The organism is Streptomyces sp. NBC_01669 (assembly GCF_026339735.1).
In the GTDB taxonomy this organism is placed as follows: Bacteria; Actinomycetota; Actinomycetes; order Streptomycetales; family Streptomycetaceae; genus Streptomyces; species Streptomyces yanii.
Genome location: NZ_JAPEQG010000001.1, coordinates 6,975,530 through 6,994,428, shown reverse-complemented (window position 1 = coordinate 6,994,428; position 18,899 = coordinate 6,975,530). Strand labels below are relative to the sequence as shown.

At 69.6% G+C, this 18,899-nt stretch carries 18 protein-coding genes and 1 pseudogene; 9 read left to right on the top strand and 10 right to left on the bottom strand.

Translation table 11 applies throughout. The annotated features are described in order from the left end of the window. Window positions 1–117: 117 nt before the first annotated feature. Window positions 118–792: a FadR/GntR family transcriptional regulator gene (locus OG972_RS31355; RefSeq protein WP_266987201.1), complete on the top strand. Its 675-nt coding sequence runs from the start codon at window positions 118–120 to the stop codon at window positions 790–792. A gap of 15 nt (window positions 793–807) precedes the next feature. Here the strand turns inward: OG972_RS31355 and OG972_RS31350 are convergent, their stop codons facing one another. The 3 genes from OG972_RS31350 to fabG form a co-directional block, all read right to left on the bottom strand. Beyond that, window positions 808–1,176 carry a hypothetical protein gene (locus OG972_RS31350; RefSeq protein WP_266987199.1) on the bottom strand — a complete coding sequence of 123 codons (369 nt, stop codon included), beginning with the start codon at window positions 1,174–1,176 and terminating at the stop codon, window positions 808–810. 166 nt (window positions 1,177–1,342) lie between these two features. After that, the gene (fabI, locus tag OG972_RS31345; RefSeq protein WP_266987197.1) at window positions 1,343–2,110 is read right to left on the bottom strand and encodes an enoyl-ACP reductase FabI; all 768 of its coding nucleotides are present in this window, start codon (window positions 2,108–2,110) and stop codon (window positions 1,343–1,345) included. A 5-nt stretch (window positions 2,111–2,115) separates the two neighbouring features. Then, window positions 2,116–2,835 carry a 3-oxoacyl-[acyl-carrier-protein] reductase gene (gene fabG, locus OG972_RS31340; RefSeq protein ID WP_266987195.1) on the bottom strand — a complete coding sequence of 240 codons (720 nt, stop codon included), beginning with the start codon at window positions 2,833–2,835 and terminating at the stop codon, window positions 2,116–2,118. A gap of 238 nt (window positions 2,836–3,073) precedes the next feature. On the opposite strand from fabG, the gene OG972_RS31335 reads away from it, so the two are divergent. Genes OG972_RS31335 through tyrS form a run of 3 tightly spaced genes read left to right on the top strand, consistent with a single transcriptional unit; the run spans window position 3,074 to window position 7,311 of the window. Beyond that, window positions 3,074–4,597 (top strand): TldD/PmbA family protein, encoded by a 1,524-nt coding sequence (locus tag OG972_RS31335; protein WP_266987193.1) that lies wholly within the window; start codon window positions 3,074–3,076, stop codon window positions 4,595–4,597. Then, window positions 4,594–5,988: a metallopeptidase TldD-related protein gene (locus OG972_RS31330; RefSeq protein ID WP_266987191.1), complete on the top strand. Its 1,395-nt coding sequence runs from the start codon at window positions 4,594–4,596 to the stop codon at window positions 5,986–5,988. The genes OG972_RS31335 and OG972_RS31330 overlap by 4 nt, the downstream gene beginning before the upstream one ends. 54 nt (window positions 5,989–6,042) lie before the next feature. Beyond that, window positions 6,043–7,311, top strand: a complete 1,269-nt coding sequence (gene tyrS / locus OG972_RS31325; RefSeq protein WP_266987189.1) for a tyrosine--tRNA ligase — start codon at window positions 6,043–6,045, stop codon at window positions 7,309–7,311. 75 nt (window positions 7,312–7,386) lie between these two features. On the opposite strand, the gene OG972_RS31320 is transcribed toward tyrS, so the two are convergent. Continuing rightward, on the bottom strand, window positions 7,387–7,662 hold the full coding sequence (locus OG972_RS31320) for a GlsB/YeaQ/YmgE family stress response membrane protein (protein ID WP_266987187.1): 276 nt from the start codon (window positions 7,660–7,662) through the stop codon (window positions 7,387–7,389). 203 nt (window positions 7,663–7,865) lie between these two features. Here OG972_RS31320 and OG972_RS31315 point away from each other — a divergent pair, with 203 nt between their 5' ends. Then, complete coding sequence (locus tag OG972_RS31315) at window positions 7,866–8,240, top strand: DUF3099 domain-containing protein (protein ID WP_266987185.1); 375 nt, start codon at window positions 7,866–7,868, stop codon at window positions 8,238–8,240. A gap of 198 nt (window positions 8,241–8,438) precedes the next feature. Then, a complete protein-coding gene (locus OG972_RS31310; protein ID WP_266987183.1) occupies window positions 8,439–8,687 on the top strand; it encodes a hypothetical protein in 249 nt (82 codons plus the stop codon). A 13-nt stretch (window positions 8,688–8,700) separates the two neighbouring features. Here OG972_RS31310 and moaA read toward each other — a convergent pair whose 3' ends face one another. The 3 genes from moaA to OG972_RS31295 all read right to left on the bottom strand — a co-directional run bounded on the left by moaA (window position 8,701) and on the right by OG972_RS31295 (window position 11,875). Then, window positions 8,701–9,690, bottom strand: a complete 990-nt coding sequence (moaA, locus tag OG972_RS31305) for a GTP 3',8-cyclase MoaA (protein WP_266987181.1) — start codon at window positions 9,688–9,690, stop codon at window positions 8,701–8,703. A 182-nt stretch (window positions 9,691–9,872) separates the two neighbouring features. Next, complete coding sequence (locus tag OG972_RS31300) at window positions 9,873–11,513, bottom strand: cation acetate symporter (RefSeq protein ID WP_266987179.1); 1,641 nt, start codon at window positions 11,511–11,513, stop codon at window positions 9,873–9,875. After that, window positions 11,510–11,875 carry a DUF485 domain-containing protein gene (locus OG972_RS31295; protein ID WP_266987177.1) on the bottom strand — a complete coding sequence of 122 codons (366 nt, stop codon included), beginning with the start codon at window positions 11,873–11,875 and terminating at the stop codon, window positions 11,510–11,512. Before OG972_RS31295 ends, OG972_RS31300 begins: the two co-directional genes overlap by 4 nt. 286 nt (window positions 11,876–12,161) lie before the next feature. Between OG972_RS31295 and OG972_RS31290 the strand changes: the two genes are divergently transcribed. After that, window positions 12,162–13,691, top strand: a complete 1,530-nt coding sequence (locus tag OG972_RS31290; RefSeq protein ID WP_266987151.1) for a S8 family serine peptidase — start codon at window positions 12,162–12,164, stop codon at window positions 13,689–13,691. A gap of 70 nt (window positions 13,692–13,761) precedes the next feature. Here the strand turns inward: OG972_RS31290 and OG972_RS31285 are convergent, their stop codons facing one another. Together OG972_RS31285 and OG972_RS31280 are read right to left on the bottom strand one after the other, a co-directional pair. After that, window positions 13,762–13,947, bottom strand: coding sequence for a hypothetical protein (locus OG972_RS31285; protein ID WP_266987149.1), 186 nt, complete (start codon window positions 13,945–13,947; stop codon window positions 13,762–13,764). 4 nt (window positions 13,948–13,951) lie between these two features. Further along, a pseudogene (locus OG972_RS31280) lies at window positions 13,952–14,206 on the bottom strand (DUF6281 family protein); the annotation flags it as partial. A 506-nt stretch (window positions 14,207–14,712) separates the two neighbouring features. On the opposite strand from OG972_RS31280, the gene OG972_RS31275 reads away from it, so the two are divergent. Together OG972_RS31275 and OG972_RS31270 are read left to right on the top strand one after the other, a co-directional pair. Continuing rightward, the gene (locus OG972_RS31275; protein WP_266987147.1) at window positions 14,713–16,248 is read left to right on the top strand and encodes a S8 family serine peptidase; all 1,536 of its coding nucleotides are present in this window, start codon (window positions 14,713–14,715) and stop codon (window positions 16,246–16,248) included. A gap of 94 nt (window positions 16,249–16,342) precedes the next feature. Next, window positions 16,343–17,779 (top strand): CoA transferase, encoded by a 1,437-nt coding sequence (locus tag OG972_RS31270; RefSeq protein ID WP_266987145.1) that lies wholly within the window; start codon window positions 16,343–16,345, stop codon window positions 17,777–17,779. Between the two features lie 63 nt (window positions 17,780–17,842). Here OG972_RS31270 and OG972_RS31265 read toward each other — a convergent pair whose 3' ends face one another. Continuing rightward, window positions 17,843–18,886, bottom strand: a complete 1,044-nt coding sequence (locus OG972_RS31265; protein ID WP_266987143.1) for a zinc-dependent alcohol dehydrogenase family protein — start codon at window positions 18,884–18,886, stop codon at window positions 17,843–17,845. Window positions 18,887–18,899 lie beyond the last annotated feature (13 nt).

The following is an 18,899-nucleotide window of genomic DNA, read 5'->3' as shown; positions in this document are numbered from 1 at the left end:
CCCATCATAGAATCATGGGATGATTGATTGTCCAATCGTCTGAGAAGCTTCGGAAACCTTCGGGAAACCCGCAGACCCGAGAATCCGCAGACCCCCAGGAACCGAGCAAGGAGCATCATGGCGCTGACGTCTCCGCGACGTTCGGCACTCGCCGACCAGGTGATTGCCCAGCTGAGGAATCAGATCACCTCGGGCGAGTGGCCCGTCGGCTCGCGGATTCCGACCGAACCCGAGCTGGTCGAGCAGCTGGGGGTGGCCCGCAACACCGTCCGCGAGGCGGTGCGCGCGCTCGCTCACAACGGTCTGCTGGACATCCGTCAGGGGTCGGGCACGTATGTCGTCGCCACCAGCGAACTGGCCGGGGTGATGCACCGCCGTTTCGCTTCCGCCGACCCGCGCCATGTCGCCGAGCTGCGCTCGACACTGGAGTCGTCGGCGGCCCGGCTGGCGGCCGTCCGGCGCACCGAGCGGGATCTGAAGCAGCTGGACGCTCTCATGACGCGCCGCGAGGAGACCTGGGCCGCGGGGGATGCTGAGGCGTTCGTGGCAGCGGATGCGACGCTGCATCTGGCCGTGGTCGCCGCCTCGCACAATGACGTACTGACGGGCCTCTATGCCGATCTGGGGGACCTGCTGCGCGACTATCTGCGGGTCGATGTCGGGCACGAACTGCGGCCGGAGAACCATATGGACCACGGGCGACTGGTCGAGGCGATCCGGGCAGGTGACGCGGAGACCGCGGCCGCCGAGGCGGCGAGCCACGCGCTGAGCTGTCTGGTGGAACGAGGCTGACCCGGAGGGGTGGATCTATATCCGCCGGTGGGTGACCCAGGCGGAGGCGACTTCCTTCCAGCAGCGGTCGTCGAGCCGCACCGTCTGTCCGGGCGCGACGTCGACGGGTATGCCGTCCGCGTCGATGTCCCACCAGCGGCCGCATTCGGTGTGCAGCTGTACCCGGTCGATGGAGGGATACGGGTTGTGGCAGTAGGAGACCACCTGGGAGCCCTGGACCGTCGTACGGCATTCGGCGCCGGAGGGGTCAGGCGTGGGGCCGGCGGGTGCGGACGCTCCGGCGCCTATTCGCCCCACGACGGATATGCCGATGGGGGCGGCAAGCGCGACGGCGACGGCCGAGGCCGCCAGCAGGGCCCGGGTTCGGCGACGTGTGGGGCGCACAGCGATCACCTCCGCAGCCTGACCAAAAGTCCGGTTCCACCACATTCTGCGGTGGATCGACCGTCTTTTCGACTTGAGCGGGGGAGGACCGGGCAAAGACGCACGACGGCCGCGCACCACCCGCTCGGAGGTGGTACGCGGCCGGATCGTTCCGGGTCGTACGAGGTCAGGCACCCATCATGTGCACGCCACCGTCGACGTGGATGATCTCACCCGTGGTCTTCGGGAAGAAGTCCGAGAGCAGGGCGACGACACCGCGGCCGGCCGGCTCCGGGTCGGCCATGTTCCAGGACAGCGGGGAGCGGGTGTTCCACACGTCCGCGAGCTCCGAGAAGCCCGGGATGGACTTGGCCGCCATCGAGCCGATCGGCCCGGCGGAGATCAGGTTGCAGCGGATGTCGTCCTTGCCCAGGTCGCGGGCGAGGTAGCGGGAGGTGGCCTCCAGCGCGGCCTTGGCCGGGCCCATCCAGTCGTACTGCGGCCAGGCGAACTGTGCGTCGAAGGTGAGGCCGACGATCGAGCCGCCCTCGCTCATCAGCGGCTTGCAGGCCATGGCGAGCGACTTCAGCGAGAACGCCGACACGTGCATCGCGGTCGAGACCGACTCGAACGGGGTGTTCAGGAAGTTGCCGCCGAGCGCGTCCTGCGGCGCGAAGCCGATGGAGTGGACGACGCCGTCCAGCGAACCGAGCTCCTCACGGACCAGGCCTTCGAGCCGGTCCAGGTGCTCGGTGTTGGTCACGTCCAGCTCGATGACCTTGGCGGGCTTGGGCAGCTTCTTGGCGATGCGCTCCGTCAGCGTGGGCCGGGGGAAGGCGGTCAGGATGACTTCGGCACCCTGCTCCTGGGCCACCTTGGCGGTGTGGAAGGCGATGGACGACTCCATCAGCACACCCGTGATGAGAATGCGCTTGCCGTCGAGAATTCCGATCATGGTGGTCAGTGACCCATGCCCAATCCGCCGTCAACGGGGATGACGGCTCCAGTGATGTACGACGCGTCGTCGGAGGCGAGGAAGCGCACCGCGGCGGCGATCTCCTCGGGCTGCGCGTAGCGGGCCAGCGGCACCTGGGCGACGATGCCCTTGCGCTGCTCCTCGGTGAGCGCCTGGGTCATGTCGGTGTCGACAAAACCGGGCGCGACGACGTTGAAAGTGATGTTCCGCGAGCCGAGCTCACGCGCCAGCGACCGGGCGAACCCGACCAGGCCGGCCTTGGACGCGGCGTAGTTGGCCTGCCCCGCCGAGCCGAGAAGGCCGACGACGGAGGAGATGAGGACGACGCGGCCCTTCTTGGCACGCAGCATGCCGCGGTTGGCACGCTTGACGACCCGGAAGGTGCCGGTGAGGTTGGTGTCGAGCACGGACGTGAAGTCCTCCTCGGACATCCGCATCAGCAACTGGTCCTTGGTGATACCGGCATTGGCGACCAGCACCTCGACCGGACCGTGCTTCTCCTCGATCTCCTTGTATGCCTGCTCCACCTGCTCGGCGTCGGTGATGTCGCACCGGACGGCCAGGACCCCGGCTTCGGTGAGGATCTGGGGCGGCTCGCCCGAGCGGTACGTGATCGCGACCTTGTCGCCGTTGTCGGCGAAAGCGCGGGCGATGGCGAGGCCGATGCCCCGGTTTCCTCCGGTGACGAGAACCGAGCGGCTCAACGGATCACCCTTTCGATAGCGGTCTGGTACCTCGAAAATCTATCGGTAACGTGCGCTTTCCAAGGACTCGGCCCCTGACAGTGGCTCCCACGAGGCGCTGTGGGGTTCCTACAGTGCGGCAGCGGGCGGCGTCGGAACCGTCGCGGAAAAATACCGGAAAATCGGGGGCCCTTGGCGGGCCCACGCCGCATGATTCACTGCGGAGACACTTCGCACAGGTCGAGAGGGGAAAGCCGACGTGCCCCATGAGGTAGATCAGTCATTCCTGGCCCTGCCGCTACGGGCCCTCGCCGACGCGGCGCTCGCCCGGGCCCGCGCGCTGGGCGCCACGCATGCGGACTTCCGTTTCGAGCGGGTGCGCAGCGCGTCCTGGCGGCTGCGGGACGCCCGGCCCTCGGGGACCTCGGACACCACCGACCTCGGGTACGCGGTGCGGGTGGTGCACGGCGCGGCGTGGGGGTTCGCGTCCGGGGTGGATCTGACCATGGACGCGGCGGCGAAGGTGGCGTCCCAGGCGGTCGCCATGGCGAAGCTCTCGGCGAAGGTGATCGCGGCGGCGGGCTCGGACGAGCGCGTGGAGCTGGCGGACGAGCCGGTGCACGGTGAGCGGACCTGGGTCTCGGCGTACGAGATCGACCCGTTCTCCGTACCGGACGAGGAGAAGGCGGGGCTGCTCGCCGAGTGGAGCAGCCGGCTCCTGGGCGCCGAGGGCGTCGCACATGTGGACGCCTCGCTGATGACCGTCCACGAGAACAAGTTCTACGCGGACACGGCGGGCACCGTCACCACCCAGCAGCGGGTCCGGCTGCACCCGCAGTTCACCGCGGTCGCCGTGGACGGCACGACGGGTGAGTTCGACTCGATGCGGACCATTGCCCCTCCGGTGGGGCGCGGCTGGGAGTACCTCACCGGAACCGGCTGGGACTGGGACGCGGAGCTGGAGCGGATCCCGGGGCTGCTCGCCGAGAAGATGCGGGCTCCGAGCGTCGAGGCGGGGACGTACGACCTGGTGGTCGATCCGTCGAATCTCTGGCTGACGATCCATGAGTCGATCGGCCATGCCACCGAACTGGACCGGGCGCTGGGGTACGAGGCGGCGTACGCCGGGACGTCGTTCGCCACCTTCGACCAGCTGGGCAAGCTGGCGTACGGCTCCCCGGTGATGAATGTGACGGGCGACCGGACCGCCGAGCACGGACTCGCGACCATCGGGTACGACGACGAGGGTGTCGAGGGCCAGTCCTGGGACCTGATCAAGGACGGGACGCTGGTCGGCTACCAGCTGGACCGGCGGATCGCGAAGCTGACGGGTCTCGGCCGGTCCAACGGCTGCGCGTACGCGGACTCGCCGAGCCATGTGCCCGTGCAGCGGATGGCGAACGTGTCGCTGCAGCCGGACCCGGGCGGCCTGTCCACCGAGGATCTGATCGGCGGGGTGGAACGCGGCATCTATGTGGTCGGCGACCGGTCCTGGTCGATCGACATGCAGCGCTACAATTTTCAGTTCACCGCGCAACGGTTCTTCCGCATCGAGAACGGCAAGCTGGCCGGACAGCTGCGCGACGTCGCGTACCAGGCGACGACGACGGACTTCTGGGGCTCGATGGAGAAGGTCGGCGGCCCGCAGACATACGTCCTGGGCGGCGCCTTCAACTGCGGCAAGGCCCAGCCGGGCCAGGTCGCGGCCGTCTCGCACGGCTGCCCCTCCGCCCTCTTCCGAGGCGTGAACATCCTCAACACGACGCAGGAGGCGGGCCGATGAGCCGCATCAGCAAGCCGTACGAGATCGTCGAGCGCGCGCTCGAACTGTCCACCGCCGACGGCTGTGTCGTCATCGCCGACGAGGAGTCCTCCGCCAATCTGCGCTGGGCGGCCAACGCGCTCACCACGAACGGGGTGACCCGGGGGCGGACCCTGACCGTCATCGCGACCGTCGACGGCGCCGAGGGCGCCGCGTCCGGAGTCGTGTCACGGTCCGCCGTCACCGCCGAGGACCTGGAGCCGCTGGTGCGGGCCGCCGAGGCCGCCGCGCGTGGCGCAGGTCCGGCCGAGGACGCGCAGCCGCTGATCACCGGCGTGCCGTCGTCGCCCGATTTCACGGACGCGCCGGCCGAGACGGGTTCCGACGTCTTCGCGGAGTTCGCCCCGGCGCTCGGTGACGCCTTCGCCCGCGCCCGGGCCGGCGGCCGTGAGCTGTACGGCTTCGCGCACCACCAGCTGACCTCGACATATCTGGGCACGTCGACGGGGCTGCGGCTGCGTCACGACCAGCCGAACGGCACGCTGGAGCTGAACGCCAAGTCGCCCGACCGGTCGCGTTCCGCGTGGGCGGGCCGTGCCACCCGGGACTTCAAGGATGTCGACCCGGCCGAGCTGGACGCGGAGCTGGCGCAGCGGCTCGGCTGGGCGGAGCGCCGTATCGAGCTGCCCGCCGGGCGGTACGAGACGCTGCTGCCGCCCACCGCCGTGGCCGATCTGCTGATCTATCAGCTGTGGTCGTCGACGGCCCGGGACGCCGCCGAGGGCCGGACGGTCTTCTCGAAGCCGGGTGGCGGCACCCGGCTCGGCGAGACACTGTCCGAGCTGCCGCTCACGCTGCGCAGCGACCCGAACGCGCCGGGGCTCGAGTCGGCGCCGTTCGTGATCGCCCATGCGTCCGGTGACAGCGGCTCGGTCTTCGACAACGGTCTGCCGCTGTCGAGGACCGACTGGATCCGGGACGGCCGGCTGGACCGTCTGACCACCACCCGGCACACGGCGGAGCTGACCGGGCTGCCGGTCGCCCCCGCAATCGACAACCTGGTGCTCGACGGCGGTGGTGAGCGCTCCCTCGACGAGATGGTCGCGGCGACGACCGGCCGCGCCCTGCTGCTGACCTGCCTCTGGTACATCCGGGAGGTCGACCCGGCGACGCTGCTGCTGACCGGGCTGACCCGCGACGGGGTGTATCTCGTCGAGGACGGTGAGGTGGTCGGAGAGGTGAACAACTTCCGGTTCAACGAGTCGCCCGTCGACCTGCTCTCCCGGGCGTCCGAGGCCGGCCGCACCGAGAAGACGCTGCCGCGCGAGTGGGGCGACTGGTTCACCCGGGCCGCGATGCCGGCGCTGCGGATCCCGGACTTCAACATGAGCTCGGTCAGCCTCGGCGTATGACCGCCATAGACTGACCGCGGCATCAATCGGAACCGTGCAAGGAGAGAAACGACCGTGACGGACATCGTCGACGAGCTGAAGTGGCGCGGGCTGTTCGCCCAGTCCACTGACGAGGACGCATTGCGTAAGGCGCTCGCGGACGGTCCCGTCACGTTCTATTGCGGCTTCGACCCCACCGCGGCGAGCCTGCACGTCGGCCACCTGGTGCAGGTGCTCACCGTGCGCCGGCTGCAGCAGGCCGGGCACCGGCCGCTCGCCCTGGTGGGCGGGGCCACCGGCCAGATCGGTGACCCCCGGCCGACGGCGGAGCGCACGCTGAACGATCCGGAGACGATCGCGAACTGGGTGACGCGGCTGCGGTCCCAGATCGAGCCGTTCCTCTCCTTCGAGGGTGCGAACGCCGCGGTCATGGTGAACAACCTGGACTGGACCGCGGGCATGTCCGCGATCGAGTTCCTGCGGGACATCGGCAAGCACTTCCGAGTCAACAAGATGCTCACCAAGGACTCGGTCGCCCGTCGGCTGGAGTCCCAGGAGGGCATCAGCTACACGGAGTTCAGCTACCAGCTGCTGCAGGGCATGGACTTCCTGGAGCTGTACCGACGGCACGGCTGCACGCTGCAGCAGGGCGGCAGCGACCAGTGGGGCAACCTCACCGCGGGCATCGACCTGATCCACCGCCTGGAGCCGGGCGCCGAGGTGCACGCGCTGGCCACCCCGCTGATGGTGAAGGCGGACGGGACCAAGTTCGGCAAGTCCGAGAGCGGGGCCGTCTGGCTGGACCCGGAGATGACGACACCGTACGCGTTCTACCAGTTCTGGCTGAACGTGGACGACCGGGACATCTCGCAGTACATGCGGATCCTCAGCTTCAAGAGCCGTACCGAGCTGGAGGAGCTGGAGCAGCTCACCCAGGAGCGCCCGCAGGCCCGGACGGCGCAGCGCGCGCTGGCGGAGGAGCTGACGACGCTGGTGCACGGCGCCGAACAGTGCGCGGCGGTCGTCGCGGCGTCGAAGGCGCTGTTCGGCCAGGGCGAGCTGGGCGAGCTGGACGAGGCGACGCTGAGCGCCGCGCTCTCCGAGGTGCCGCACGCGCAGGTCACCGAGCTCGGCCCGCTGGTCGACCTGCTGGTGGAGGTCGGCCTGGCGCCGAGCAAGTCGGGGGCCCGCCGTACGGTCAAGGAGGGCGGGGCCTACGTGAACAACGTCAAGGTCGCGGACGGCGAGGCCGCACCGGCCCGTGAGGAACTGCTGCACGGACGCTGGCTGGTGCTGCGCCGCGGCAAGAAGAACCTCGCGGCCATCGAGGTCATCGCCGGCTGACCGGACACGGACGCACAGTGCGGCCGGGCACGCGACATGCGCGTGCCCGGCCGCACTGTGCTGTGCGCGTGCCGGTCAGGCCTTCTGTCTGGTGCCGCGCATCGACGTCCAGAGCATGTCGCCGACACCGACGACGACCACGGCGCCGATCAGCTGCAGCAGGTGGCGCGTCCAGTCGATGCCCTTGGTCTCGTTGACGCCGATCCAGGTCGCGACGGCATTGCCGAGGACGCTGCCGATCATGCCGAAAATGGTCGTCAGCCAGAGTGGGATGTTCTGCTTGCCCGGCAGGATCGCTTTGGCGATCAGACCGAGGACCAGACCCACGATGATTGCCCACAACCAGCCCATGTCGCCTCCTCATGCGGCGCGCTGTCGCGCATGTGCGCCCAGTCTCGGCCCATCGGCGGCACTCCGCATGTCGGACAGGTCCGTCCGTGCCACGAGGGTGCGGTTATGCATGGATACGGCGTGCCCCGGTCTCGAACCCGTCGGATGCCGGGCGTACCGTGGGAGCGGCTCGCGGAGAGCCCGGGGAAGGGTGGTGGAACGTGATGCGGAAGCGGAGCGGGGCGGAGGTCTTCCGGATCACGGGAGCGCGGCAGAGCCTCGCGGACGATGTGCGCGGCAGGCAGCGCCGCTATGTGATCTCGATGTCCGTACGGACGGTCTCGGTGATCCTGGCCGCAGTGCTGTGGAACATCGAGAGGCCTGTGGCCATCGTGGCGCTCGCCCTGGGTGCCCTGCTTCCGTACGTCGCCGTCGTCATCGCCAACGCGGGCCGGGAAACACCCCCTTCGCTGCCCTCGACCTTCGTTCCGCCGCCCGCGCGGCCGATGCTCGACGCCGCCCCGGTGGCCGATCCCTCGGAACCCGAACCGGCGGCCGACCGGGCCGGCGGTGGGTCGGAACCGCATGAGCACAGTTGAGCGCACGGCATGCCGAAGCCTCAAGAAAAGCTCAGATCAATCATGCAGTTCAGGTGCACCGCACCCCGGTCCGCGTGACATACTGCCTACGCGCTCCGCATCCCCCGTCGGAGCGACAGACCGACGCCGGGCAGCTCCCCCCGTGGCTGCTCGGCGTCGTTTTTTCTCCGGCTCTCGCAGGGCCCTAGGGTTGAGCCCGTGAACTCCCCCGAACATGCCGCCGAGAGCGCTGCCACCGCGCCGATCTGTTCCGCCAAGGGCTGCCGTACGGCCGCCGTATGGGTGCTGGCCTGGAACAATCCGAAGCTGCACACCCCCGAGCGCCGTAAGACCTGGCTGGCCTGCGACGAGCACCGGGAGCATCTCTCCTCGTTCCTGGGGGTTCGAGGTTTCCTCAAGGATGTCGTGACGCTGGCGGAGTGGGAGTCCTCGGCAGAGGGGCACTGAGGACCAAGTACACCTAGCCGCCGATCGCCGACATCGGACGGTCGGGCTGCAGGAACGACGGATCGTCCAGACCCGATCCGGCCTTTTTCCCCCACATCGCGAGACGCCAGAGCCGGGCGATCTCCTCGTCCGGGGCCTCGGACCGCAGCGCGCCGCGCAGATCGGTCTCCTCGCGGGCGAACAGGCAGGTCCGCACCTGGCCGTCGGCGGTGAGCCGGGTGCGGTCGCAGGCCCGGCAGAACGGGCGGGTGACGGAGGCGATGACGCCGACCCGGTGGGGTCCGCCGTCGACGAGCCAGCGCTCGGCGGGGGCGGAGCCGCGCTCGTCCTCGCCCTCGGCGGTGAGGGCGAAGCGGGTGCGCAGCGAGGCGAGGATGTCGCCTGCCGTGATCATGCCGTCGCGCTTCCAGCCGTGCTGGGCATCGAGCGGCATCTGCTCGATGAAACGGAGCTCGTATCCGTGCTCCACGGCCCAGGCGAGCAGGTCGGGGGCCTCGTCCTCGTTGAGCCCTGGCATCAGCACGGCGTTGACCTTGACCGGGGTGAGACCTGCGTCGTGGGCGGCTTCGAGGCCTGCCAGCACGTCGTGGTGGCGGTCGCGTCGGGTGAGGGTCTTGAAGACGTCGGGGCGCAGGGTGTCCAGGGAGACATTGACCCTGTCCAGTCCGGCGGACCTGAGGGCGGCCGCTGTGCGCTTCAGCCCGATGCCATTGGTGGTCAGCGACATCTTCGGGCGGGGCGTCAGCGCCGCGCACTGCTCGACGATGGAGACGAGACCGGGACGCAGCAGCGGCTCGCCGCCGGTGAAGCGGACTTCCGTGATCCCCAGCTGGGTGACGGCGATGCGGACGAGCCGGACGATCTCGTCGTCGCTCAGCAGGTCCGGCTTGGCCAGCCATTGCAGTCCCTCTTCGGGCATGCAGTAGGTGCATCGGAGGTTGCAGCGGTCGGTCAGCGAGACACGCAGGTCGGTGGCGACCCGATCGTAGGTGTCGATGAGCATGGTGCCCCCTCCCCCGGTGGATCCCCGGTTGCGGATCTGACTCCCTTGAGACTACGCGAGACCTGCGACACGCAGGTGGCCCGATTGCCACGAAGTGCGACGCGGCCGCGTCGTAGGACTCTACGACGCGGCCGCGGGACGGCGTGGTGCGCGGCTCGAACTTTTCGATTGATTCCCTCTCGTCAGTGGGCGCCGACGCCGGTGAGGGACTTGACCTCCAGCTCGGCGTACTTGCCCTTGTCCGGCTCCTCCTTCGAGAGGAGCGAGCCGAGCCAGCCGAGCAGGAAGCCCAGCGGGATGGAGATCAGGCCGGGGTTCTCCAGCGGGAACCAGGCGAAGTCGACGCCCTTGAACATCGATGTCTTCGCGTTGCCGGAGACGACCGGCGAGAACAGCACCAGGATCACCGAGCTGGCCAGACCGCCGTAGATCGACCAGAGGGCGCCCTGGGTGGTGAACCGCTTCCAGAAGAGGCTGTAGAGGAGGGTCGGGAGGTTGGCGGAGGCGGCGACCGCGAAGGCGAGCGCCACCAGGCCGGCGACGTTCATGTCGCGGGCGAAGGCGCCGAGGATGATCGCCACGGCGCCGATGAGGACGGTGGCCCAGCGGGCGGCCCGCATCTCCTCCTTCTCGGTGGCCTTCCCCTTGCGGATGACATTGGCGTAGATGTCGTGGGCGAAGGAGGACGAGGAGGCGAGGGTGAGGCCCGCGACGACGGCGAGGATCGTGGCGAAGGCGACGGCCGAGATCACGGCGAGCAGCACGGCGCCGCCGGTGGAGCCGACTCCGCCGAGGTACTCGGCGAGCTGCGGCGCGGCCGCGTTACCGGCCGGGTTCTTCGCCTTGATCTCGTCCGGGCCGATCAGGGCCGCGGCGCCGAATCCGAGCGCGATCGTCATCAGGTAGAAGGCGCCGATGATGCCGATGGCCCAGTTCACCGACTTACGGGCGGCCTTGGCGGTCGGGACGGTGTAGAAGCGGATCAGGATGTGCGGGAGTCCGGCGGTGCCGAGGACCAGGGCGATGCCGAGGGAGAGGAAGTCCAGCTTCGAGGTGCTGGTGGCGCCGTACTTGAGGCCGGGCTCCAGGAACGCCGCTCCGTGACCGCTCTTCTCGGCGGCCGTGCCCAGCAGGTCGGAGATGTTGAAGTCGAACTTGAGGAGCACCAGGAAGGTCATCAGGAGGGCACCGGCGATGAGCAGGACGGCCTTGACCATCTGCACCCAGGTGGTGCCCTTCATGCCGCCGATGGTGACGTACACGATCATCAGGACGCCGACCAGCGCGACGATGAGGATCTTTCCGGCGTCGCTGGTGATGCCGAGGAGCAGCGAGACGAGCACGCCCGCGCCCGCCATCTGCGCCAGCAGGTAGAAGATCGAGACGACGATGGTGGAGACGCCCGCGGCGGTACGGACCGGACGCTGCCGCATCCGGTAGGCGAGCACGTCGCCCATCGTGTAGCGGCCGGAGTTGCGCAGCGGTTCCGCGACCAGCAGCAGGGCGACCAGCCAGGCGACGAGGAAGCCGATCGAGTAGAGGAAGCCGTCGTAGCCGAAGAGGGCGATGGCACCGGCGATACCGAGGAACGAGGCGGCGGACATGTAGTCGCCGGAGACCGCGAGCCCGTTCTGGAAGGCGGTGAACTGGCGGCCGCCCGCGTAGAAGTCGGAGGCGCTCCTGGTCTGCCGGCCTGCCCAGACGGTGATGCCCAGGGTCGCGGCGACGAAGACCGCGAAGAGCGTGATGATCAGTGGCCGGTGCTCGGCGGTGGACGAGGCGGCGAGCTGGATCACGGGGTGCGAGTGGTACGCGGCGCTCATGCGTCGGCCTCCATACGGGACTTGATGGCCTCGGCCTTGGGGTCGAGCTTCGCCGCGGCGTGCCGCGCGTAGAACCAGGCGATGAGGAAGGTGGTGACGAACTGGGCGAGACCGAACACGAAGGCCACGTTGATGTTGCTGTACACCTTGGTGCCCATGAAGCCGCCGGCGTAGTTCGACAGCAGCACGTAGAGCAGGTACCAGAGCACGAACGCGATGGTCAGCGGGAAGGCGAACGAGCGGTGAGCGCGGCGCAGTTCGGCGAACTCCGCGCTCTCCTGGACCTCGACGAACCGTTCTGTCGTGGGCTGGGCAGGTCCGGTGTCCGGGCCGGCTTTGGGCGGCGATGCATCGGTAGCCACGGATTCTCCTCGCGACGCGGGTGCGGTGGTGGGGGCGGTGGATTTCACAACAGAACCTCGATGTCGGGGGCTTGGTGGTGCGACTCCCCTGACAACGGCACGTGGAGCGCGGCGAAGCGGTTCACCGCGAGTTGCCACTTCTCTGCTTCGCCCATCGGCGGCACCGTTCGAACTGAATGACGTCAATTCATTGATGTGCAGGAAGATCAGCGATAGCTTCACCGTTCATGCACACGGCCGGACACACCCCGTGTCCGGTCGGCTGACAGGATGATGTGGAGACCCCATGGCTCATCTGGGATCCAGGCGGACCCGCGTACTGACGCTGCCCGTCGGATTGGCCCTCACGGCCTCGCTCGGCTTCCTGCCGATGAGTGCGGCATCCGCCGCCCCGTCGGACGGACTGCCCACGGCGGCGGTCTCGACGGACGGCCCGAAGCTGTCGTACGTCGTCAACACCACCCCCGTACACAGCACGGGTGTGGTCCGCCGAGCGATAGCCGCGGCCGGCGGGACGATCGTGACATCGCACGACCGCATAGGCGTGATCGTCGTCCACTCCTCGAACCCCGACTTCGCGAAGACCATTCGCAACACCCCGGGAGTCGAGTCGGCCGGTGCCACCCGCACCGCCCCGCTCCGGTCCGTCGCCACGACCGAGGAGGGAAGCACCGAGCTGCTGACCGCCGAGGAGGCCGCGAAGGCCGCCGCGGCCGCAGGCCCGGGCCAGGAGCCGCTGGAGCCCAACCAGTGGGACATGCGCGCCATCCAGGCCGACGAGGCCAGCAAGATCAACGATGGCAGCGCCTCGGTCACCGTCGGCGTGATCGACACAGGTGTCGACGACACCCATGAGGACCTCAAGGCGAACTTCTCCAGGGAGCAGTCGGCCAACTGCGTCGGCGGCGTGGCCGACACGACCGAGGGCGCCTGGCGTCCGTACACCGACGGCAGTGACCACGGCACGCATGTCGCCGGTACGATCGCCGCCGCCCGCAACGGCATCGGCGTCACCGGTGTCGCCCCCGGTGTCAAGGTGGCCGGCATCAAGGTCAGTGAGCCCGGCACCAGCCTCTTCTACACCGAGGCGGTCGTCTGCGGCTTCGTCTGGGCCGCCGAGCACGGCATCGAGGTCACCAACAACAGCTACTACGTCGACCCCTGGTACTTCAACTGCCAGGACGACCCGGACCAGAAGGCTCTGCTCGACGCCCTCACCCGCGCCACGAAGTACGCCGAGCGCAAGGGCGTCCTCAATGTCGCCGCGGCCGGCAACGAGAACTACGACCTGGCGTCGCACGAGATCCTCGACCCGTCCAGCCCGAACGACACCACCCCGGGACCGCGCACCGTGGACCCGCACAAGTGCTTCGACATCCCGACTCAGCTGCCGGGCGTCGTCACGGTCTCCGCGACCGGCGTCAAGGGCTTCAAGTCGTACTACTCCAGCTTCGGCCTGGGCGTCGCCGACGTGTCCGCCCCCGGCGGCGACAGGTGGCAGATCCCGGCCACCCCGGACGCCAACGGCCGTGTGCTCTCGACGGTCTTGAACGGCCAGTACGGCTACAAGCAGGGCACCTCGATGGCCACCCCGCATGTCGCGGGCGTCGCCGCCCTGCTGAAGAGCACGCACCCGAAGGCCACGCCTGCGCAGCTGCAGGAGCTGCTGAAGGCCCAGGCCGTCAACCCGGGTTGCCCGTCCAAGGTCTACAACTCGTCCGGCCAGCTGGTCGACGCGACGACCTGCAAGGGCGACAGCAAGGTGAACGGCTACTACGGCCACGGCGTCGTCAACGCCCTGAACGCCGTCAAGTAGTCGGCTCCGCACCTCTGCGCAACCGGGGCCGGACGGGAAGCACTTCCCGTCCGGCCCCGTCGTCATGGCCTCACGGCTTGACGAGCACCTTCAGCGCCGTGCGCTCGCCCATCGCCCGGTAGCGCGCCTCCTCGACGATCCCGAGGAACTCGTGGCCGGTTCCTGCGGTGGTTGACCGCCATGCGTCAACGGCGCACCACCGGGCCGAGGGGTGCGCGGGACGCCGCTGCCGTTCGCTCAGCGGCGTCCCGCGCACCGGGTCATGATGCGTCGATCAGCTTCTGCACCTCGGGCGGCAGCTCGTCGCCGACGTACGAGGCCACGAAAACCGCCTCGTCAGGTGTGGCCCCGACCGCGATGGCCGCCTCGGGCGACACACCTTCCACTCGGTAGGCGTTCACGCTTCCGGGAGATTCCTCTCCCTCGTCCTGGGCGCCGACGTCGTTGCACGGTGGTTCGGTCACGGTTCCGAGCTTCTGCCCGACCGTGAAGTCCACATGCGCAACGTCCTCATAGGTGCGGTCCTGTTACGTGAACTGAATGGCGCAGGACTCCTCCCCGTCGGTATTGCCGGTGGCCGAGCATGCGGCTGTCGACACCATGATGGCTGCCGCCAGCAGCACGCCTGAAGTCCGTCCGCCCCAACTCACAGTCGTCCTCCCTGGTTGATGCTCCGAAGACCGAGGATCTCTCTTGCCGAGCGTCCTCGCCTTCGTCGAGCACCTGAACGAGTTGGTGCACATGGTGAGGTTCCCGTGCCCAGCTCCGACATGGCTCATTCACAAACATGCCCGGCCTCGTGCGTGCCGACGGAACGGATGTCGTACGTGTTGGAGCAGCTGCTGGTCGGGCTGTTCGTGACGTCGAAGTCCGTGGTCGCTCGGCGGCCGCGCTCCACATTTCGAACTGAATGACGCCAATTCATTGATGAGCCGGATGATCAGCGATAGCTTCACCGTTCATGCACACGGCCGGACACACCCTGTGTCCGGTCGGCTGACACGGATGATGTGGAGACCCCATGGCTCATCTGGGATCCAGACGGACCCGCGTACTGACGCTGCCCGTCGGATTGGCCCTCACGGCCTCACTCGGCTTCCTGCCGACGAGCGCCGCATCCGCCGCCCCGTCGGACGGACTGCCCACGGCGGCGGTCTCGACGGACGGCCCGAAGCTGTCGTACGTCGTCAACACCCGTGCCAGTCACGGCACCGTCACGCAGGTGAAGAAGGCGATAGCCGCGGCCGGCGGCACGGTGGTGATCGCCTATGAGCAGATCGGCGTCATCGTCGTCCACTCGCAGAACCCGGACTTCGCGGAGTCGATCCGCCGGGTCGAGGGCGTCGAGTCGGCGGGGGCCACCCGCACCAACCCCATCGTTCCGCAGGCCACCAAGGACATCGGGGTCGAGCAGCCGCTCTCCGCCGAGGAGGCGCGGACCGCTGCCGCGGAGGCCACGGGCGACCAGGATCCGATGGAGCCCCTCCAGTGGGACCTGCCCGCCATCAAGGCGGACCAGGCACACCAGGTGTCGCTGGGCAGCAGGAACGTCACGGTCGCGGTCATCGACACGGGTGTCGACGACACGCACCCGGATCTGGCGCCGAACTTCGACCGCGGGGCGTCGGCGAACTGTGTGAGCGGCGCGCCGGACACGACAGACGGCGCCTGGCGTCCGCAGACCGGCGAGAGCGACCACGGCACGCACGTCGCGGGCACCATCGCCGCCGCGAAGAACGGCATCGGCGTGACGGGTGTTGCGCCGGGCGTGAAGGTGGCGGGTATCAAGGTGTCGACCCCGAGCGGGTTCTTCTACACCGAGGCCGTCGTCTGCGGCTTCGTCTGGGCCGCCGAACACGGCGTCGACGTCACGAACAACAGTTATTACACAGACCCCTGGCTCTTCAACTGCAAGAACGACCCGGACCAGGGCGCCCTGGTGGAAGCGGTCACCCGCGCCAGCCAGTACGCGGAGCGCAAGGGCACGGTCAACGTCGCCGCGGCCGGCAACAGCCGCCAGGACCTGGCCGCCGACGCGCTGGAGGACTCGACCAGCCCGAACGACACCACGCCGGTGACCCGGACCATCGACCCACGGGAGTGCCTCGACATCCCGACGATGCTGCCGGGTGTCGTCACGGTGTCCGCGACCGGCGCCAAGGGCCTGAAGGCCTCGTACTCCAACTACGGTAACGGGATCATCGATGTGGCTGCCCCGGGCGGCGACTCGACGATCTACCAGACGCCCGCACCGCCGGCCACGAGCGGTCTGATCCTGTCGACGCTGCCGGGCGGCAAGTACGGCTACAAGGCCGGTACGTCGATGGCCTCCCCGCATGTCGCGGGCGTGGTGGCCCTGATCAAGTCGTCACACCCGCACGCCCCAGCGGCCGCGGTGAAGGCGCTGCTGATGTCCCAGGCGGACGCGACCGCGTGCGGCGCCCCGTACGACATCAACAACGACGGCAAGATCGACGCCGTCTGCGAGGGTTCCAAGAACCTCAACGGCTTCTACGGTGCCGGTGTGGTGGACGCGCTGGACGCGGTCCGCAGGTAACCGGCACGTAGTCGGGAGGCGTAAAGCGGGAAGGGCCGGGGGCGTCCCCGGCCCTTCCTTACGCAAAAGTGGCACTCAGTGCCATAGTGCGGACATGACACACGTACAGAGCTCCGGTACGGAGCAGGCCTGGGCCGCTCTCGGCGGTGACCCCACGCTTCTCGGCCGTATCGGATTCGGCGGACCCACCGGTGCGCTGCCCGCCCGGCTGCCCGTCCTGGAGCTGGCCCGCTCCACTGTCGCGGTCTGTTCGCTGGCCGCCGCCGAACTCGCGGCGCGCCGCATGCGGGGCGGCGGTCCCGTACCGCAGGTCCGGGTCGACGACGGGGCGGTGGGCACGGCGTTCCTCAGCGAGCGGCACCTGAGGATCGACGGGCGCGCGCCGACGACGTTCGCCCCGCTGTCCCGGTTCTGGCGGACGGCCGACGGCTGGGTCCGTACCCACGCCAACTACCCGCACCACCGCGCCCGGTTGCTCACCGCGCTCGGTCTGCCCGACGACACCGGTGTGGACACGGTGGCGGCCGTGCTCGCCGAGCGCCGGTCGGTGGAGATCGAGGAGACGGTGTACGCCGCGGGCGGTCTGGCGGTCGCGCTGCGCACCCCCGAGGAGTGGGCGGCGCACGAGCAGGGCGCTGCGATCGCCGCACGCCCGCTGCTCACGCTCGAACGGACCGAGGGGCCGGAACCGGTGACGCCGCGCCGCCTCCCCCCACGGTCGGGTTCGCCGCTGCTGCCCGCCGCCGGGCTCCGGGTCCTGGACCTGACCCGGGTCCTCGCCGGTCCGGTCGCCACCCGCACGCTGGCACTGCTGGGCGCGGACGTGCTGCGGATCGATGCGCCGCAGCTGCCGGAGAGTCAGGACGCCCACAACGACACGGGCTTCGGCAAGCGGTCGGTCTCCCTGGACCTGCACGACCGGGCCGGGCGGGCGACGTTCGAGGAGCTGCTCGCCGACGCCGATGTACTGGTCACCGGATACCGGCCGGGTGCGCTGGAGGCGTACGGCCTGACTCCGGAGGCACTCGCCGTACGCCGTCCCGGTCTGGTCCTCGCGCAGGTGTCCGCGTGGGGCCGGTACGGGCCGTGGCACGAGCGGCGCGGCTTCGACAGCCTGGTCCAGGTGGCCACCGGCGTCGCGACGCTGGAGGGAAGCGCGGGAGCACCGGGCGCGCTGCCCGCGCAGGCCCTCGACCACGGCACCGGGTACCTGCTGGCGGCGGGGGTGCTGCGGGCGCTGTCCGAGCAGCACGACGACGGCGGTTCGCGGCTGCTGCGGCTGGCGCTCGGGCAGACGGCGCACTGGCTGTGCAACGGCCTCCCGGAGCAGTCGGCCGACGGCGCGGCGGAGACGTACGACCCCGAGAAGCACCTCGGCGCCACTGACAGTGCGATGGGACGCCTGCGGTACGCCCTGCCGCCGGTGTCCTTCGCGGGCGGCCCGGCGGACTGGTCGCGCCCGCCGGGCCTGCTGGGCGCGGATTCTCCGGTGTGGGGTGTCACCGCGGCTGCCACCGGCGGCACCCGCTGACCGGAACGGGCCCGGCGGACATGTCCCGTCCACCGGGCCCGCACGGTTCACTTCCGGGGTCCGCTACGGCTTGATGAGGACCTTCAGCGCCGTACGCTCGTCCATCGCCCGGTAGCCCGCGGGGACCTCGTCGAGGCCGATGGTGAGGTCGAAGACGGGCGACGGGTCGATCGTGCCGGACAGGACGTCGGGGAGCAGTTCCGGAATGTACGCACGCACGGGGGCGACGCCGCCGCGCAGGGCGATGTTCCGGTCGAACATGACGCCCAGATCAAGCCCGGTACCGCTGCCGTGCGGCACGCCGACGTAGCCGATCGAGCCGCCGTCGCGGGTGATCTCGACCGCCGTACGCATCGACTGCTCGGTGCCGACGGCCTCGATCACGGCATGCGCGCCCGCGCCGCCAGTCAGTTCCCGTACGGCCGCGACGGCCGCCTCGCCGCGCTCGGCGACGACGTCCGTGGCGCCGAAGCGGCGGGCGATGTCCGTACGCACCTGGTGGCGGCCCAGCGCGATGATCCGCTCGGCGCCGAGCCGCTTGGCGGCCATGACGCCGCACAGGCCGACCGCCCCGTCGCCGACGACCGCGACCGTGGAGCCGGGCCTCACGCCCGCGCCGACGGCCGCGTGGTGGCCGGTGCCGAGCACGTCGGACAGGGCCAGGAGCGCCGTGAGCAGTCGGTCGTCGGACGCGGCGGCGGCCGGGAGCTTGACCAGTGTGCCGTCGGCGAACGGGACGCGGACGGCCTCGCCCTGGCCGCCGTCGGAGCCGACCGAGCCCCAGAAGCCGCCTTGCGGGCAGGACGTCATCAGGCCTTCGGCGCAGTACTCACAGCTGCCGTCGGACCACACGAAGGGGGCGACGACCAGGTCGCCGACCGCGAATCCAGCGACCTCCGAGCCCGCCTCCTCGACGATCCCGAGGAACTCGTGGCCGATCCGCTGGCCGGGCTGCCGGGCGGACTCGCCGCGGTACGCCCAAAGGTCGCTGCCGCAGATACAGGCCCGCAGGACCCGCAGCACCACATCGGTGGGCTGCTGGATCGTCGGGTCCGGCACCTCCTGCACACGTATGTCGTGGGGGGCGTGGATGACGGTGGCGCGCATGCGTGGGGGTCCT

What these genes read in the sequence shown, in the direction of transcription:
- OG972_RS31355 (WP_266987201.1), top strand. Translation starts at nt 118, where the DNA reads ATGGCGCTGACGTCTCCGCGACGTTCGGCACTCGCCGACCAGGTGATT.
- fabI (WP_266987197.1), bottom strand. Translation starts at nt 2,110, where the DNA reads ATGATCGGAATTCTCGACGGCAAGCGCATTCTCATCACGGGTGTGCTG.
- OG972_RS31330 (WP_266987191.1), top strand. Translation starts at nt 4,594, where the DNA reads ATGAGCCGCATCAGCAAGCCGTACGAGATCGTCGAGCGCGCGCTCGAA.
- OG972_RS31320 (WP_266987187.1), bottom strand. Translation starts at nt 7,662, where the DNA reads ATGGGCTGGTTGTGGGCAATCATCGTGGGTCTGGTCCTCGGTCTGATC.
- OG972_RS31315 (WP_266987185.1), top strand. Translation starts at nt 7,866, where the DNA reads ATGCGGAAGCGGAGCGGGGCGGAGGTCTTCCGGATCACGGGAGCGCGG.
- moaA (WP_266987181.1), bottom strand. Translation starts at nt 9,690, where the DNA reads ATGCTCATCGACACCTACGATCGGGTCGCCACCGACCTGCGTGTCTCG.
- OG972_RS31300 (WP_266987179.1), bottom strand. Translation starts at nt 11,513, where the DNA reads ATGAGCGCCGCGTACCACTCGCACCCCGTGATCCAGCTCGCCGCCTCG.
- OG972_RS31290 (WP_266987151.1), top strand. Translation starts at nt 12,162, where the DNA reads ATGGCTCATCTGGGATCCAGGCGGACCCGCGTACTGACGCTGCCCGTC.
- OG972_RS31275 (WP_266987147.1), top strand. Translation starts at nt 14,713, where the DNA reads ATGGCTCATCTGGGATCCAGACGGACCCGCGTACTGACGCTGCCCGTC.
- OG972_RS31270 (WP_266987145.1), top strand. Translation starts at nt 16,343, where the DNA reads ATGACACACGTACAGAGCTCCGGTACGGAGCAGGCCTGGGCCGCTCTC.
- OG972_RS31265 (WP_266987143.1), bottom strand. Translation starts at nt 18,886, where the DNA reads ATGCGCGCCACCGTCATCCACGCCCCCCACGACATACGTGTGCAGGAG.